Source organism: Bacillus ndiopicus, assembly GCF_000612805.1.
Lineage (GTDB): Bacteria > Bacillota > Bacilli > Bacillales_A > Planococcaceae > Metasolibacillus > Metasolibacillus ndiopicus.
Map to the genome: position 1 here is coordinate 87,292 of NZ_HG964410.1, position 16,274 is coordinate 103,565.

Annotated in this window: 12 protein-coding genes; 9 read left to right on the forward strand and 3 right to left on the reverse strand. The window is 36.5% G+C overall.

Going from position 1 to position 16,274, the window contains the following annotated elements:
• Positions 1–48 precede the first annotated feature (48 nt).
• The gene (locus TY13_RS17910) at positions 49–1,206 is read left to right on the forward strand and encodes a response regulator (RefSeq protein ID WP_230199477.1); all 1,158 of its coding nucleotides are present in this window, start codon (positions 49–51) and stop codon (positions 1,204–1,206) included.
• A 46-nt stretch (positions 1,207–1,252) separates the two neighbouring features.
• Here the strand turns inward: TY13_RS17910 and TY13_RS17915 are convergent, their stop codons facing one another.
• Positions 1,253–4,306: a hybrid sensor histidine kinase/response regulator gene (locus TY13_RS17915; RefSeq protein WP_042478855.1), complete on the reverse strand. Its 3,054-nt coding sequence runs from the start codon at positions 4,304–4,306 to the stop codon at positions 1,253–1,255.
• A 473-nt stretch (positions 4,307–4,779) separates the two neighbouring features.
• Here TY13_RS17915 and TY13_RS17920 point away from each other — a divergent pair, with 473 nt between their 5' ends.
• The gene (locus TY13_RS17920; protein WP_042478857.1) at positions 4,780–5,919 is read left to right on the forward strand and encodes a response regulator; all 1,140 of its coding nucleotides are present in this window, start codon (positions 4,780–4,782) and stop codon (positions 5,917–5,919) included.
• A gap of 66 nt (positions 5,920–5,985) precedes the next feature.
• On the opposite strand, the gene TY13_RS17925 is transcribed toward TY13_RS17920, so the two are convergent.
• Entirely contained in the window at positions 5,986–6,330 is a 345-nt protein-coding gene (locus TY13_RS17925; protein ID WP_042478858.1) for a hypothetical protein, read from the reverse strand.
• Positions 6,331–6,731: 401 nt separating this feature from the next.
• On the opposite strand from TY13_RS17925, the gene TY13_RS17930 reads away from it, so the two are divergent.
• From TY13_RS17930 to TY13_RS17950, 5 genes are all read left to right on the forward strand, one after another.
• Complete coding sequence (locus TY13_RS17930) at positions 6,732–7,952, forward strand: carboxylate--amine ligase (protein WP_042478860.1); 1,221 nt, start codon at positions 6,732–6,734, stop codon at positions 7,950–7,952.
• On the forward strand, positions 7,953–8,651 hold the full coding sequence (cuyB, locus tag TY13_RS17935; protein ID WP_042478862.1) for a cysteate racemase: 699 nt from the start codon (positions 7,953–7,955) through the stop codon (positions 8,649–8,651).
• Positions 8,652–8,818: 167 nt separating this feature from the next.
• Complete coding sequence (locus TY13_RS17940; RefSeq protein ID WP_042478864.1) at positions 8,819–10,006, forward strand: DEAD/DEAH box helicase; 1,188 nt, start codon at positions 8,819–8,821, stop codon at positions 10,004–10,006.
• A 14-nt stretch (positions 10,007–10,020) separates the two neighbouring features.
• Positions 10,021–11,250 (forward strand): aminopeptidase, encoded by a 1,230-nt coding sequence (locus TY13_RS17945; RefSeq protein WP_042478866.1) that lies wholly within the window; start codon positions 10,021–10,023, stop codon positions 11,248–11,250.
• A gap of 12 nt (positions 11,251–11,262) precedes the next feature.
• Positions 11,263–12,078, forward strand: a complete 816-nt coding sequence (locus TY13_RS17950; protein ID WP_042478868.1) for an SGNH/GDSL hydrolase family protein — start codon at positions 11,263–11,265, stop codon at positions 12,076–12,078.
• A gap of 83 nt (positions 12,079–12,161) precedes the next feature.
• Here the strand turns inward: TY13_RS17950 and TY13_RS17955 are convergent, their stop codons facing one another.
• On the reverse strand, positions 12,162–13,796 hold the full coding sequence (locus TY13_RS17955) for a glutathione ABC transporter substrate-binding protein (RefSeq protein WP_042478870.1): 1,635 nt from the start codon (positions 13,794–13,796) through the stop codon (positions 12,162–12,164).
• Between the two features lie 582 nt (positions 13,797–14,378).
• Between TY13_RS17955 and nikC the strand changes: the two genes are divergently transcribed.
• Together nikC and TY13_RS17965 are read left to right on the forward strand one after the other, a co-directional pair.
• Positions 14,379–15,269, forward strand: a complete 891-nt coding sequence (gene nikC / locus TY13_RS17960; protein WP_042478872.1) for a nickel transporter permease — start codon at positions 14,379–14,381, stop codon at positions 15,267–15,269.
• A gap of 13 nt (positions 15,270–15,282) precedes the next feature.
• Entirely contained in the window at positions 15,283–16,248 is a 966-nt protein-coding gene (locus TY13_RS17965; RefSeq protein WP_042478875.1) for an ABC transporter permease, read from the forward strand.
• The last annotated feature ends 26 nt before the right edge of the window (positions 16,249–16,274 follow it).

The following is a 16,274-nucleotide window of genomic DNA, read 5'->3' on the forward strand; positions in this document are numbered from 1 at the left end:
GTTAGTATGTGATGAAAATTTGAGAGAGGAGGACACTTTTTGAGAGTAGTGCTTATCGACGACGAGTTGTTACCGATGACTCGTTTGAAAAATTTATTATTAGAAAATGAATTACATAAAATTGAAATTGTAGGGGAATTTGATGATCCGATAGAGGCATATGAAAATATAAAAAGCTTAAAGCCTGATGTTATATTTTCAGATATTGAAATGCCAGATTTAAATGGTTTGGAGCTCGCTGAAAAAATTCAAGAAATTCAGCCATCAGTGGAAATCGTATTTATTACAGGATTCGATCGCTATGCAATAGATGCATTTAATATCCATGCCATTGATTATATGTTAAAGCCTATACAAAAAGAGCGATTACATAAAACATTGGCAAGACTTCAGCTATTGCTTAGTGATAAGCCAATTCAAAAGAGCAATAGTACTTGCCTCCAACTTTTGGGGGGGCTTAAGGTTGTATCAGCAGATGGTCAAGTGCATTCTATGAAATGGCGTACAACAAAAGCAAAGGAGATTTTTTCATATATACTGTCTCGTCATGAAAAAACCATATCAAAAGATGCACTGCTCGAATTGTTTTGGTCAGGGGTAGATATGGAGAGGTCCGTAAAGCAATTATATACAACTATTTATACAATTAGAAAAACATTAAAGCAATATGATTTACATGATGTGCAAATTTCTAGCCTTCAGCTTGATTCAGGTTATCGATTGCAGCTAGGTAACGTGCTTGTTGATGTAGATGAATGGACAAAGCAACTTAAAGATTTACCAGATTTGACAAAGGATACATATAAAAAGCATGAGCAAGTATTTCAGGCGTATCAAAATCATTTTTTAAAGGATTGTGACTATATTTGGGCTGAAAGTGAACGTGAGCGTTTGAAACGAATGTGGCGTCAGCATGCTTTACAGCTTAGTAAATTTTATATAAAGGAACAAATGTATGAGCAAGCAATTGAAGTTGAAAAAAAGCTACAATTACTTGATGCAGATGAGGAATTACAATATTTTACGTTAATGAAACTATACGATATATTAAATGATGCTCAAGCAGTTGAAGAGCAATATGCATTATTAAAGCAAACATTGGAAGAACAATTAGCGTTAGAGCCAAGCGAGGAAGTAAAAAGCTGGTTCCAGCATTGGCAAAATAATCGAAAACAAGAAATAGAAAAATTAAATGCAGGGCTGTAGGGAGGAGTCACATCTTTTCCTACAGCCCTATGTGCTATTTTAGCCCTTAAATATTTTCTTTCGGTACAGGGAAGGAAACTGTTGTACCTTTCCCAACAATACTATCAATTGTTAGTGTTACGCCAAATAATTGCTTTAAACGTTGTTCGGTATTAAAAAGCCCGACACTGGCGGTTGTATCAACCGATTCTTTAACGAAGCCAACGCCATCATCAATAATTTCTACTAAATAATGCTTGCTATGCTCTGTAATTCGTAGCGTAATCGTACCACCTTCAGGGCGATTTAATATGCCATGACGTACTGCGTTTTCGACAAGTGTTTGCAGTACTAATGGTGGTACAGTAAACGCGATATCTTTTGGAATATCCCATATCATTTGAATTCGATTATCAAAGCGAATTTGTTCAATTGCCATATAAGAGCGCACAAGCTTTAGCTCATAATCGAGAGGTACAAGCAAGTCGATATTTTCGAAATTAAAGCTCATTTGTAAATAGTCATTGAAAGCGAGTAAAAGCTCCTCCATTTTTTCGTCATCCTCACCATGCAATGTAATAATTGCATTTAGTGTGTTAAAGAAAAAGTGTGGTTGAATTTGTGCTTGCAACCAAGCAGCTTCAAAACGCAATCGCTCCTCACTTGACTGCTTTACTTGAATAAGCGCATCTACACGCGATTTCAGCTCAATATATTCAATCGGCTTTTTTACATAGTCATTTGCTCCATTTAAAAAGGCTAGTCGAATATCTTCACTTTGCTGGCGTGTAGTTAAAAATAAAATAGGCAGCTCAGAAATAGAGAATTGCTGGCGAATTTGCATAGCTAATTCATAGCCTGACATTTGTGGCAATACGGTATCTGAAATAACTAAATCAAAGCTCTTCGCCTTAATTTTTGCAAGTGCATCTACACCGTTTGTAGCCGTTTCAATGTTATAAAACTCTGTTGTTAAAGCTTTTAATAATACTTGTATGCTTAGAGGGTCCGCATCGACAAGTAAAATTTGTGCCGAGTTAACTGACGAGATGTGTTCGTTAGTTGAAGCGGCAAGCTCCTTTTCTATTTCAGACAAATCATTTTGTAAAAAGATATATTTCGATAGTGCGTTACTATGTTCAATAATAGGCTCGTCATGTCCAATGGTTAATCCCTTCGCTATTGGTAAAGAGAATGTAAAAGTAGAGCCTTTGCCAAATATTGATGTAACATTGAGAGAGCCACCGTGTAAATCGATAATTTCTTTACTAATACTTAACCCAAGCCCTAGACCAATATGAGCCGGGTTAGCATCAATTTGTTCATACGGTTCAAAAATGAGCACCTGCTTACTCTGTTCAATTCCTATACCAGTATCTGTAATCGAAACATAAAGCTGATTGCTTATTATTTGTGCTTGAATAGTGATAGAGCCTCTGTCTGTAAATTTAATTGCATTGTGAACTAAGTTAATGAAAACTTGTATGAGTCGATTTTCATCGGCTAGTGCAGGTGGTAAATCTTTAGGCAAATCAACAACTAGCTCAATTGGCTTATTTTTAATTGTAGGCTTGAACATACTGCTGACACTTGTTGCAATCTGATTTACATTAACGGGTTTAATTTGAAGCTTGATTGTTTGTTCTTTTAGATGAATCAAATCTAGTAAACCATCTAGCATAAAGGACATATGCTGACCAATTGTCACTAATAGCCTTAAATCATGATGTTCCTTTTTCGCTAATAAAGACTGTGCGACACTTAGCATATGCTGTAAAGGTGTGCGTAGCTCATTGGATGTATTCACAAGGAAATCATCCTTTCTGTAAATTTCCCGTTGGAGCTTAATAGCGAGCTGTTCCGATTTTGCCGATTTATAGAAAAAGTTCATAAACCAAAAAGCTAATAATGCTGTAATGGCAATTAATAAATCAAACGGATAGTAATTGTAAGGTGATGTCACAAAGCAATTGATAATTAGAAATACGCAATGATTAATAATTGCTGTAGCTGCTAAAAATAGCATTATATAGCCTTTGTGCTTACGTAAAGCAATTTTAAATATAAATACTGTTAGTACAATCGATACAACAATCAAAAGTGCATAAAAGACAAATTTCGTATTGTAAATAAAGTCAATTGGCATGGCCGCAATTAATAATAGATAAACAAAACAAAAGACAGCGAGAATGTTTAATATTTTTGTGCGGATATATTTTTTTGTTAATTCATTAAAAAACAACATTAGCCAAAGTATCGTCATTACATAGGAAAATTGCAATATTTTCGTTGCTGTTATCCAATCAATTTTTACGTACCAAAGAAGAAGCTTATTGCTCGAAAGAATAACCGTAGTAAACATGGAAGCTAGTAAAAGCGCAAAATAAATTAATGCACTTCTTCTAATTCCTACAGTAAATAGTAAAATAGCGCATAGAAGATAGAAAAGAATAAATGCACAAACGATTATTTGAGTAATGACAGAGTACCATCTTATTTTTTCAATAGAATGTGAATCACCGAAAATTAGTGATGTTGTTAACCCACCAGGTACATAGCTATTCATATTAAAGCCTGAAATAATAATTTCATTATCCCCAGGCTGTAATGGAAAGTGATAAGTAACAGGTCTGGGATCCTCATCAGGTGTTCTTGGGGTAGGTATATGTTTTCCGTAGTTGCCGATATATTGTCTGTTCACATAAAGTGTATACGGTGAAAGACTCGCTGGAATGGTTAGACCATAAACAATCTTCATGTCAGGCACATTGACGATTTTCAAATAGTACGAACCGCTTGGTGAATGCCCTGGTTTATATTCAAGATACGGATCCCATGTTTCTGGTAAGCTTGAGTAAATGGGGGTGTCGGATTGTATCGCATCTGTTGTAATAAGCAAAACATTAGGATATAAAGCCCATTTTCCATCCAAATGTGTTTTAAAGCTCCGTAAATCTTGAATTTGTTCAAAATCTAATACTCCTTGCTTAATTTCAACTTCATTAGCAAAAGAAAAGTAATGAAGCCAGCTTAGACGCAATAAAAAGAGTAACGTAAAAAATATTGAAATTATTATTATATATTGTAAAATTTTACTGTAATTTTGTTTTCTATTAATCATACATTGTATCTCCATTTTTTCTTCTTGAAATACTTTGATTTGCTAATAAAATATATATAAATAGTCCGATATATAAGTATGTTACATCAAATATTAGACTTTACAAGAGGGGATTATCTACGTATTTAAATGCCATAATTTTACTGTATATAGATATTTTGGTCCTCCAAAATAAAAACGCTAGTTGATTCAAAAATAGCGCAGTGTTTCAGTTTTTTTTATAGAACAGGAAAAAATCCATCGAATTCCATTATGGGTGACCCTTTCTGCAGGCTCAGCTTCAACTAATTTATTTCAGCTCCTGCTGGTAATAATTAGTTGGAGCCATGCCCCGTGGAAAGTGAGCCAATCGTCACGGAAATTAACTGGGTTCATAGCTTTTTAAATCAAATTATATTTTACTTTGTCACCCACAGCTTTTAGTGATGAACGAATACTCTAGGGATAATTATTGAAAGGAGAGGGAATCTTTTTTGAAAGTAATAATTATAGATGATGAAATTTTACCTATAAAGCGATTAAAGAAATTACTGTTAAATTGTGAAATACAGCCAATTGAAATTGTTGGTGAATTTACTAACCCGTTAGAGGCATTAAAAAATATAAAAACTTTACAGCCTGATATCGTATTTGCAGATATTGTCATGCCTACTTTAAATGGCTTAGAGTTTGCTGAAAAAGCACGCGGAATTTTACCAGATGCAGAAGTTGTTTTTATTACAGGATATGATCGCTATGCAATAGATGCATTTAATGTACATGCGATTGATTATCTGTTAAAGCCTATACGAAAAGAGCGACTATATAAAACAATGGCTAGACTACAATCTCTTTATAGTAATAAGCTTATTCCAAAAAGTAATAGTACCTTACTTCAACTTTTGGGAGGTCTCAAAGTTGTATTAGCAGATGGGCAGGTACAGTCTATGAAGTGGCGCACAGCGAAAGCAAAGGAAGTTTTTGCTTATTTGCTATTAAATCATGAAAAAACAATTTTAAAAGATACTTTACTTGAAATGTTTTGGGAAGGGATAGATATTAAAAAATCAGTAAATCATTTATATACAACCATTTCTACTATTCGTCAAACATTAAAAAAATATGATTTGCATGATATTCGTATTTCCAGCCCATTATTTGATTCAGGCTACCAATTGCAATTAGGAAATGTACTTGTTGATGTACATGAATGGATGAAGCAGCTTAAAGTACTACCAGCTCTTTCAATTGATACATATGAACAACATGAGCAGATAATGAATTTGTATAAAGAGCATTTATTAAATGATTGTGATTATATTTGGGTAGAAAGTGAGCGAGAGCATTTAAAACGATTGTGGCTTCAACATGCTATGCAGCTGAGTGAATTCTATATTAATGAGCAGAAATATGAACAAGCAATTGCAGTTGAAAAGAAGCTACTAAAGCTAAATGGAGAGGAAGAATCACATTATTTTACGTTAATGAAGCTATACGATGCTAAAGGTGACGAAAAATCTGTTGAAGAACAATACAAATTGTTAAGGCAAGCACTAGAAGAGCTAGAGCCTGACGAAAAAATAACACGCTGGTTTCAGCAATGGAAAAATAATCAGCAAAAGTTCAAAAATTAAAGGGCTGATAGGAAGGAGGAGGGTTCATCTGCCTTGTCCATCAGCCCTATGCATTCAGACGAAAGCTTAAAACATTTGTGGCAAAAACTCTTTCCTGAATAGCTGGTTTTTTCGTAGCCATATTTTCAGTATCATACGGTGCGTTAGGAGCTTGTGTCTTTTGCGCGGCTTTGATTTTGCCTCCTGTAAGCTTTGCAGTAAAAGGCATGTTTCAGTTTCACAGGCCTGGGGCTCAACAAGCACATTAAATTGATAGTCAATTAAACCAGTAGTCTGTACTTTTGCTAACAATTTCGCAAAGGCAGCATTCATTTCAACATGATTTTCCTCGAGTGCTAAATGAATTAGTATGTCTAATGTTTGGACAATTTCCACTTCTAGTGCTTGTAACTGCTCAGTTGATTGTTGCATAGAATCACCTTTATATTTTTAATATAAATATAATAGCTCGTTTTCACGTTTTTGTCTTTTTATCTTGATTCAGCAGTGATTTTCTGCGACTGGTAACCACAGGAGCAAGTGTCTTTTTGTACCGAAGGCGTAGCGACAGATACAGAAAACCCCACCTTTACAGGTAGTAAGATGAATGCAATATTTTGTTTTCTATGATTTAATGGATGTACAAATGCTGAATCAAAATAAATGCCCCGGCGGATGTCACAGATTTTTGAAGAGGTTTCCCTCACGAGCTCGAAAAAAATCTGGACGCAATTACGCCAAGGCGTAATTGATTAAGGTTTTTTGCATAATGAATTGCTAAAATGTGATAAACTAAAGCTCATACTACAAATTAAAAGAGAGTTGAAAAAACAATGGAACAACCATTTTTACCAATATTATTAGGATCAGATATGAATGCTTATGGTATGGCCCGTTCATTTTTTGAGGCATACGGCATTCGCCCACTAGTATTAGGGCGCTCGCATTTAACTGCTACGCAAGATAGCCAAATTTTGAAATTCCAGGCAATTGACCGTCTAAACGAAGATGATGTTTTTTTACCTGCATTAGAAAAAGTCGCGCAGCAATATGAAGGCAAAAAGCTATTATTATTAGCATGCGGTGATGATTATGCAAAACTAATTATTAAAAATAAACCCGCCCTACAACAATACTTCACAGTGCCGTACATCGATGAAGAGCTAATGGATCAGATTTTATTGAAGGAAAACTTCTATAAAATGTGTGATAAATACGGCTTTAAATATCCTGGCACAACAACTGTCACAGTGGAAGACTATGAGCAATTCGAGCCTCCTTTTAGCTACCCAATTATTATTAAAGCTTCTAACTCAGTGGCATATTGGGCATGTTCATTCCCAGGTAAAAAGAAAGTGTTCGTAGCACATGATGAAGCTGAGAAAACGGCGATTTTAAAAGCGATTTATCAGTCGAGCTATCAGGACACATTAATTATCCAAGAATTTATTCCTGGTGATGATTCTTATATGCGCGTGCTAAATGCATATGTAGGAAAGGATGGCAAGGTGAAACTGATGTGCTTAGGTAATCCAATATTAGAGGAGCACTCACCAGAAGGAATTGGTAGCTATGCGGCAATTATTACGACGCATGATAAGGAGTTAATGGACCAAGTACGCTCATTTTTAGAGGACATTGGTTATACTGGCTTTGCTAACTTTGATATGAAGTACGATACGCGAGATGGACAGTATAAGCTATTCGAAATCAACTTACGTAATGGTCGCTCAAGCTACTATGTAACAGCAGCAGGCTATAATTTAATGAAATATGTTGCAGATGATCACATGTTGAATATTAAACAGCAGGTAACATATGCGGACAATCCTCATTTATGGATGATTATTCCGAAGGGTGTCTTGTTTAAATATGCTTCAAATGAAAAAATGAAAATGGAAGCGAAGAGCTTAATTCGACAAGGTAAATTTACAAACTCGTTATTTTATAATAAGGATATGAATATAAAGCGTTGGATAAAGCTAACGCTTAACAGCTTAAATTATTATAGAAAATACAAGAAATACTTTAACAACAAAGGTTTGACTGAATAAATGAAAAAAACACTTGGAATTATTGGTGGTGTAGGCCCACTTGCGACAATGTTTATCGGCGAAATGATTGTGCGATGTACGAAGGCAACGAAAGATCAGGAGCATCTACATACAATTATTGATAATGATACGACGATTCCTGATCGCACTGCCTATATTTTAGACCAAACAAAGCCTAATCCTATACCGTACTTGCAGCGTGATGCACAAAAGCTTGCTTCATATGGTGCAGATATTATTTGCATTCCATGTAATACTGCGCATACATTTTATAATGATATGCAAGGGTCTTGCCCTGTACCAATATTGCACATGATCCGAGAAACTGCAAAGCGTGCAAGTGCAATGGGAGCAAAACGCGTAGGTATTTTAGCGACAGATGGCACTCTGACAGCGCAGGTTTATCAACAAGCGCTGCTAGAGGTGAATATTGAGCCAATTATACCTAAAAATGAAATTCAACAGCAGGTGATGTCTGTTATTTACGATTATGTAAAGGCAGGTAAAACAGTGAGTAGGGAGCTATGGCAACCAATTGAAGATGAGATGCTACAGCAACAATGTGATCTTATTGTTTTAGGCTGTACAGAGCTATCTATCATAAATAAGGAACTACATTTAGGGGAGCGTTACATCGATTCACTACTTGTACTTGCTGAAGCAGCAATTATTGCTTGTGGCTATGAAGTGAATGAGTAGCCTTCTTGGTGAGGATAGTATTAATTCAAGTGAAGTGTCAAATATTAATAAGAATGATGAGGCTAAAGAAAAGTCAAATGAAAAGTGGCTTTTTTACTAGCCTCTTTTTTACGAAGAAATATGATACACTAACTAATACAGTAAGCAGGATAAAGGTGGGTATAATCATGTCGGCGATTCAATTATTGAATGAAGCGTTACAAAAAAAGTGGACATTTGAACATGAAATGAAAATTCAGCAGGAAATGATTCCAGCGATGTTAGATGGGAAAGACATTGTAGCAGAATCACCAACTGGCTCGGGAAAAACGTTAGCATATGTACTACCGATTTTAAACAAAGTAAATGGTAGCAAAAAGCAAACGCAGGCACTTATCGTTGCACCATCACAAGAGCTTGCCATGCAAATTGTCAATGTTATTCGTGAGTGGACAGAAGGAACGGATATTACAGTGCAACAATTAATCGGTGGGGCAAACTCAGCTCGTCAAATTGAAAAGCTGAAAAAGAAGCCAACAATCGTTGTAGGTACACCAGGACGTCTAAATGAGCTAGCGCGTGCAGGTAAGCTAAAATTAAAAGAAATAGAAACGGTTGTACTTGATGAATGTGATCAGCTTTTAAGCCGTGAGTACCGCGTTGTTGTTAAATCATTTATTGATGGTGCGGCATACGGGCGTCAAGTAGTTGTAGTATCAGCGACGATTACAGAGGAAATTGAAATTGTAGCGGAGCGATTAATGTTTGAGCCGATACATATTAAAATTAAACCTGAAGATATGGTGAAGGTAGGTAAAATTGTTCATTCATTTGTCAAAGTAGATGAGCGCGATAAAACAGATTTACTGCGCCGTTTAGCAAATATTTCAGGTGTGCGTGCATTAGCGTTTGCCAACAATATTGATCAAGTGCTAATGAAGCAAAGTAAATTAACCTACAAAGAGGCGCCAATCGTTGCACTCCATTCTGATATGAAGAAGGAAGAGCGTAAAAAAACGTTAGATACTTTCCGCAAGGGTGATGCTCGCATTTTAATCGCAACAGATATTGCTGCTAGAGGATTAGATATTACAGGTTTAACACATGTTATACACGTAGACGTTCCTCGTACAATCGAGCAATATACGCATCGTTCAGGTCGAACAGGGCGTGCTGGAGCTGACGGTGAGGTATTGACGCTATTATCATACCGAGATGAAAAAACGTATAAAAAATGGCTGCGTGAATTAGGGCTTAAAGCAGTGCAAAAGGTATGGCATAAAGGTGAGTTAATTGAAGGAAATTCAAAAACAATTAATGAGCCAACAACTAATGCTAAAAAACCTTCTAAGCAAGGGGAAAAATTCAATAAATAAAAGGGGAATCTATTATGACATTTGAGGAGAAATTGGCTGAATATGCTGAGCTGGCTGTACGTGTTGGGGTAAACATCCAACAAGGTCAGTATTTACTAATTAATACATCAACAGATACGCTAGATTTTACACGTTTAGTCGTGCAAAAGGCATATGAGGCTGGTGCAGGGCGTGTGCATGTTAATTTAACAGATGCTAAATTTGAGCGCGCATTTTTTGAAAACGCGACAACTGAGGAAATTGCGAATTTCCCAAAGTGGATTGTCGCACAGCGTGAGGAATTAATCGCGCGTCAAGGGGCGCTATTATGGATTGATGCAGAGGACCCAGATTTATTAGCTGGTATTGATGTAGCAAAGCTTGCTGCGCAACAAAAAGCATCAGGAAGTGCCTTAGTTAATTATCGAAAAGCAGTGATGAACGATGATATTGCTTGGTCTATTATTGCTGTGCCATCTGCAAAATGGGCTGCAAAAGTATTTCCGAGCTTGCCAGCTAATGAGCAAGTAAATGCTTTATGGCAAGCGATTTTTGCAACGGTGCATATTGGGCAAGGAAATGCCGTTGAGCAATGGCAAAACCATGTAGCAAGCTTAGAAGCAAGAGCAACTAAATTAAATAGTAAAAAATATAAAAAGCTACATTACAAAGCACCTGGTACAAATTTAACAATCGAATTGCCTGAGAAGCATATTTGGCAATGTGGTAGCAGTAAAACACCACAAGGTACAACATTTATTGCGAATATGCCAACAGAGGAAGTATACACACTACCAGCAAAGTATGGTGTGAATGGTACAGTATCAAATACGAAGCCACTTGTTTATAAAGGTAATATTATTGATAAATTTACGTTGACATTTGAAGCGGGTAAAATTGTTACGGCGAAAGCTGAGATTGGCGAAGAGCTATTGCAGGAATTAATTAATGCAGATCAAGGATCAAGCTATTTAGGTGAAGTTGCTTTAGTACCACATGAATCGCCAATTTCAGCATCAAATATTTTGTATTACAATACATTATTCGATGAGAATGCATCGAACCATTTAGCAATTGGTGAAGCATATCCAACATGCTACGAAGGTGGTCGTGAACTTGAGCAAGGACAGCTTGAAACATTAGGCATTAATACATCCATTACTCACGAAGATTTTATGATTGGCAGCGGTGAGATGGATATTGATGGTGAATTAGAGGACGGCACATATGAGCCGATTTTCCGTCAAGGAAGCTGGGCATTTTAAGTAGGTGGAGCAATGAAAAAGTGGGTAATAGTCATATTGCTATTAGTCGGTGCTACAAAAGTGCAAGCACAGGAAGTATATATTGCACTAGGCGATTCCCTTGCAGCAGGGCAAACGCCTTATCGACAAATTGACACAGGCTACACAGATTTAATTGCTATGCAGTTAACGCTAAATAACGAACTGCAATTTTACTCAAAGGAATTAACATTTCCCGGCTACAAAGTAGCAGATGTCCTACAGCGCATAGAGCAGCCAGATGCGAAAGCCTTGTTGTCGAAGGCGACATTAATTACGATATCTGCTGGTGCGAATGATTTATTGCAAATCGTGCAGCATCGGTCACAGGCAGGTACACTGACCTTTTCGCAATTAGCAGCTGATTTTTCCTTAAATCAAGCACGACAGAATTTTTCTGCGCTTTTAGAGAAGCTGGAGTACTATGCCCCCAATGCAACAATTTATGTAATGGGTTATTATTTTCCGTACCCTAATGTGCTTAGCACACAAAAGGTTGGTACAGCGAAACAATTGGATTTACTAAACTTAATTTTACAGCAAGAGGCAGAGCAACATGGCGCATATTTTATCGCAGTTGATCAAAGCTTTGCCCCAAATGCTAAAAAATATTTGCCAAATTATGCTGATGTCCATCCTACAATGGAGGGCTATTTAGTTATGGCGAATGCATTTTTATCGCAGTTTAATGGCACAGCCCTAACTAAAAATGAATTACCAAAGCCAAATCCATTAAGCTTTGAACAGCTTCTGCAATTGAATGACAGAAAAGCTGATTTGGTAAAAGATTTGCGAATGAGTCCTTATTAGGTGTGGAATCTATAATTCGGGACATAAATATCAAAAAAAGTAAAACCGCCAGAAAAACATTTGTTTTTCTAGCGGTTTCTTTATTATTCGCTAATTTTAACGTCTTTTAAGTGATACATGCTGTCAGCAGTTACGCGGAAGCCTGTAACTTTGTCAGATACACCTGTTAAAATTGATGGGTGTAAAACGAATGCCATCGGTGCATCGTCAGAAATAATCTTGATTGCATCTTTATAAATGTTTAAACGAGCATCTTGATCCGCTTCACGACGACCTGCATCTAATAGCTTATCAACTTCTGGGTTTGTGTAGAATGCACGGTTACCTGGGTCGCCATGTTGTGATGAATGGAATAATGCATATAAACCATAGTCAGCATCACCTGTACTGTTTGACCAACCTAAGATGAACATATCATGCTCACCAGCAGCCGTTTTCTCTAAATATGCGCCCCACTCTAATACTTCAATATTTACCTCAATATTTAGCTCTTTTAAAGCTTGTTGTAATACGATTGCTACGTTTTGACGAGCAGGGTTATCATTCGTCCAAATTGTAGTTTTGAAGCCATCAGCATAGCCTGCTTCAGCAAGTAAAGCTTTAGCTTCTTCGATATTATATTCTGTAGGAGTTACATCTTCAGTATAACCGAAAACTCCTGGTGAAATCGGGCTAATAGCTGGAATACCAAAGCCTTCATAAATACCATCGATTAAAGTTTGACGGTCGATTGCTTTTGAGATTGCTTGACGAACCAACTTATTGTCAAATGGTGCTTTTTGTGTGTTGAAACCAACATAAGTTAAAGATGTTGATGGAGTATCATCAACTTTTGCAACACCTGAAGCGTTTACATTCGCTACTTGGCTAGGCTCAACTAAACCGATAATATGAGCATTGCCTGATTGTATCTCAGCAACACGTGTAGCACCTTCAGGAACTACCTTAATTGTTACAGTGTCAACATTTGCTGGAGTACCCCAATAGTCAGCATTTTTTTCTAATTTAATTTCATTACCTGGCTCCCAAGAAACGAACTTGAATGGACCAGTACCAATAGGCTTTTCGTTAATAACAGAACCAGCAGCTGTGTCACCTGTCATTGCAGCATAGTCTTCATCAATTGCTTTTGGAGAGATAATGCTACCACCAGTATGAGTTAAGTGTGCAAGTAATGGTGAGAATGGATATTCTGTAACGAATTGTACCGTTGTATCATCAATTACTTTAATTTCTGTAACCATCTCATATAAATGAGCACGTGGAGAAGCAACTTTTGGATCTAAAAGACGATCAAAGTTTTTCTTAACTGCTTCAGCATTAAATACTTCGCCATCGTGGAAAGTTATACCAGTTTTTAATTTGAACTCCCAAGTTAAATCATCAACTTGTGTCCAAGACTCCGCTAAACCAGATGCTAATTCATCATTAGCATCACGAACGATTAAAGTTTCAAAAATATTACCTTGAACGTTTGAAGATTGTACATCATTTGAGCCTTGTGGGTCTAAAGATTGAGCATCAGAGTTTTCAGCAATAATTAAATCGCCACCACCCCCAGCAGCTGTTTCAGTCCCCTCTGTTTGTGTGCCTTCATTTTCATTTGAAGTACCACCTTTGTTTGGCTCTTCTTTTTTATCGCTACCACAAGCTGCTAAAACAAGTGTTAGCGTTAAAGTTAAGAAGAGTAACCATAGTGACTTTTTTGAAAATGTCATGTGAAAAATCCCCCTTTAAAAAATTATTCTAGAATATCACAAGATTGTAACATCTGGTTAGAATATACCATACCTGTTTATTATCAGGCAATAAATTGTTTAAAAATAAAGATTTTTCCTTTAATTCAGTTACTAAGGAAAATTTTTATTTTTCTAATAATTTTTTTATAAAGACCCTTTAGAAACGTTAATTTACTTAGATTCTCGTAATAATATTGTCGAATTTTGTTATAGTAAATATGCAAAAAAAAGTGATTTTATATTTAGAAGAATCAAAAAACTATTGAAAATGCTCTATATTCATATATATACTGTTATTCATACTGATTAATCTTTATCTTGATTCAGAATTCATGTCTGCGACGAGTAATCACAGGAGCAAATATTTTTCTGTTACACAAGAGAAGCCTAAGCAATTAGGTGCGACAAATATAGTGTATATGAATTACTGCTGAATCAAGAAAAGCCTTTAACGGATGTTACAGATTCTTCTATATAAAATAGGAGAGATTTGGATAATAGTTAAGGCGCAATAGTAAATGGAATTATCTGAAGAGTTTGATTAATGAAAGGGTGGTCACAATGAGCGTGCAAACTGAAAAAGTTACAAACGCAACAAGAAGTAATCCGCGAGTAGAGGCTTTTAAAACCTTCTCAAAGAGATTGCTGAAAAATAAAGCCGCAGTTGTCGGGGGCTTAGTTATTTTATTCATAATTATAGTTGGTTTAGTCGGGCCGTTTATTTTGAAAACGGATCCTAATGCACAAAATTTAGTGAATAAACTCCAGCCACCATCAAAAGAGCATTGGTTTGGAACAGATAATTTTGGTCGAGATATTTTTACTCGTATTATTTTTGGTACCCAGCTTACATTGAAGGTTGGATTTTTATCAGTATTTATCGGTGGAATTATTGGAGTAGTAGTAGGTATCGTCGCAGGTTATTACGGCGGTATGATTGATACAATTACGATGCGTATAATGGATATCTTACTTGCTTTCCCAGGTATTTTATTAGCATTAGCAATCGTATCTGTACTTGGTGGTAGTTTAATAAATGTGATTATTGCGGTAGGGATTTTCTCCGTACCAGCGTTCGCTCGAATTGTTCGGGGTTCTACGCTACAAGTGAGAAAGTTGGAATATATAGATGCTGTAAAAGCACTCGGTGCAAGTGATGGGCGTATTATTTTCCTACATATTTTACCAAATATTATGTCGCCAATTATTGTCCAAGCGACAATGCGTATTGCAACAGCTATTTTAACTGCCTCTGGTTTAGCTTTCTTAGGTCTAGGTGCACAACCACCAGCGCCTGAATGGGGTGCGATGCTAAACGAAGGACGTACTTATATGCACAATGCAAGCCATATGGTAATGTTCCCAGGAATGATGATTATTATTGTCGTGTTAGCATTTAATATATTCGGAGATGGTCTACGTGATGCACTAGATCCAAAAATGAAGCAATAAAGGAGGGGCAGCTATGACAAAATATATTATTCGTCGTTTGTTACAAACGATTCCAGTATTAATAGGGGTATCGATTTTAGTATTCTCATTGATGTTCCTTATTCCTGGAGACCCTGCACGCGTAATGGCTGGTGAGGGAGCTTCAGAGCAAACAATTGAAAATCTACGCGAAAAATTAGGGCTAAATGACCCTGCATATGTGCAGTATGGGCGCTTTATTACAAGTGCTGTAAAAGGGGATTTAGGAAATTCAGTTCGTAGCGGTCGTCCTGTAATGGACGAAATTTCAGCCCGTTTTTGGATTACGGTTGAATTATCAATCTATGCAACGATTTTATCAGTATTTATAGGCTTAATCGCAGGTATTGTTTCTGCAGTACGCCATTACACACTAACAGATATTTTCATAATGATTATTGCTTTATTCGGCTTATCGATGCCGAACTTCTGGTTAGGTCTAGTGTTGATTCAATGGTTCGCATTAGGTAATTTACCATTCGGTATGGATATGCCAGCATGGCTGTTTGATATTGTTCAAATGAGACCGTCCGGCTGGGGAGAATCATGGCGTCAAATGGTGCTACCAGTTATTACGCTAGGTACTGGTGGAGCGGCAATCATCGCTCGTATGACACGTTCTTCCATGCTTGAGGTTATCGGACAAGATTATATTAGAACTGCCCGTGCAAAAGGGGTTTCAGAACGTCTTGTTATTTACCGTCACGCACTTAAAAATGCATTAATTCCTGTAGTAACAGTAATCGGACTTGAGTTCGGTGGATTCTTAGGTGGAGCGGTACTAACAGAAACTATTTTTGCGATTAATGGAATGGGACGATTAACAATCGATGCAATTAGGCAGCGGGATTTCCCGATTGTACAAGGGACTGTTCTCGTCATATCTATTATTTTCGTACTGGTAAACTTACTTGTAGATATTTCATACAAATTCTTAAATAAACGAATCGACTTGAATTAGTTTAAGGCGAAATGAGGTGAATCATT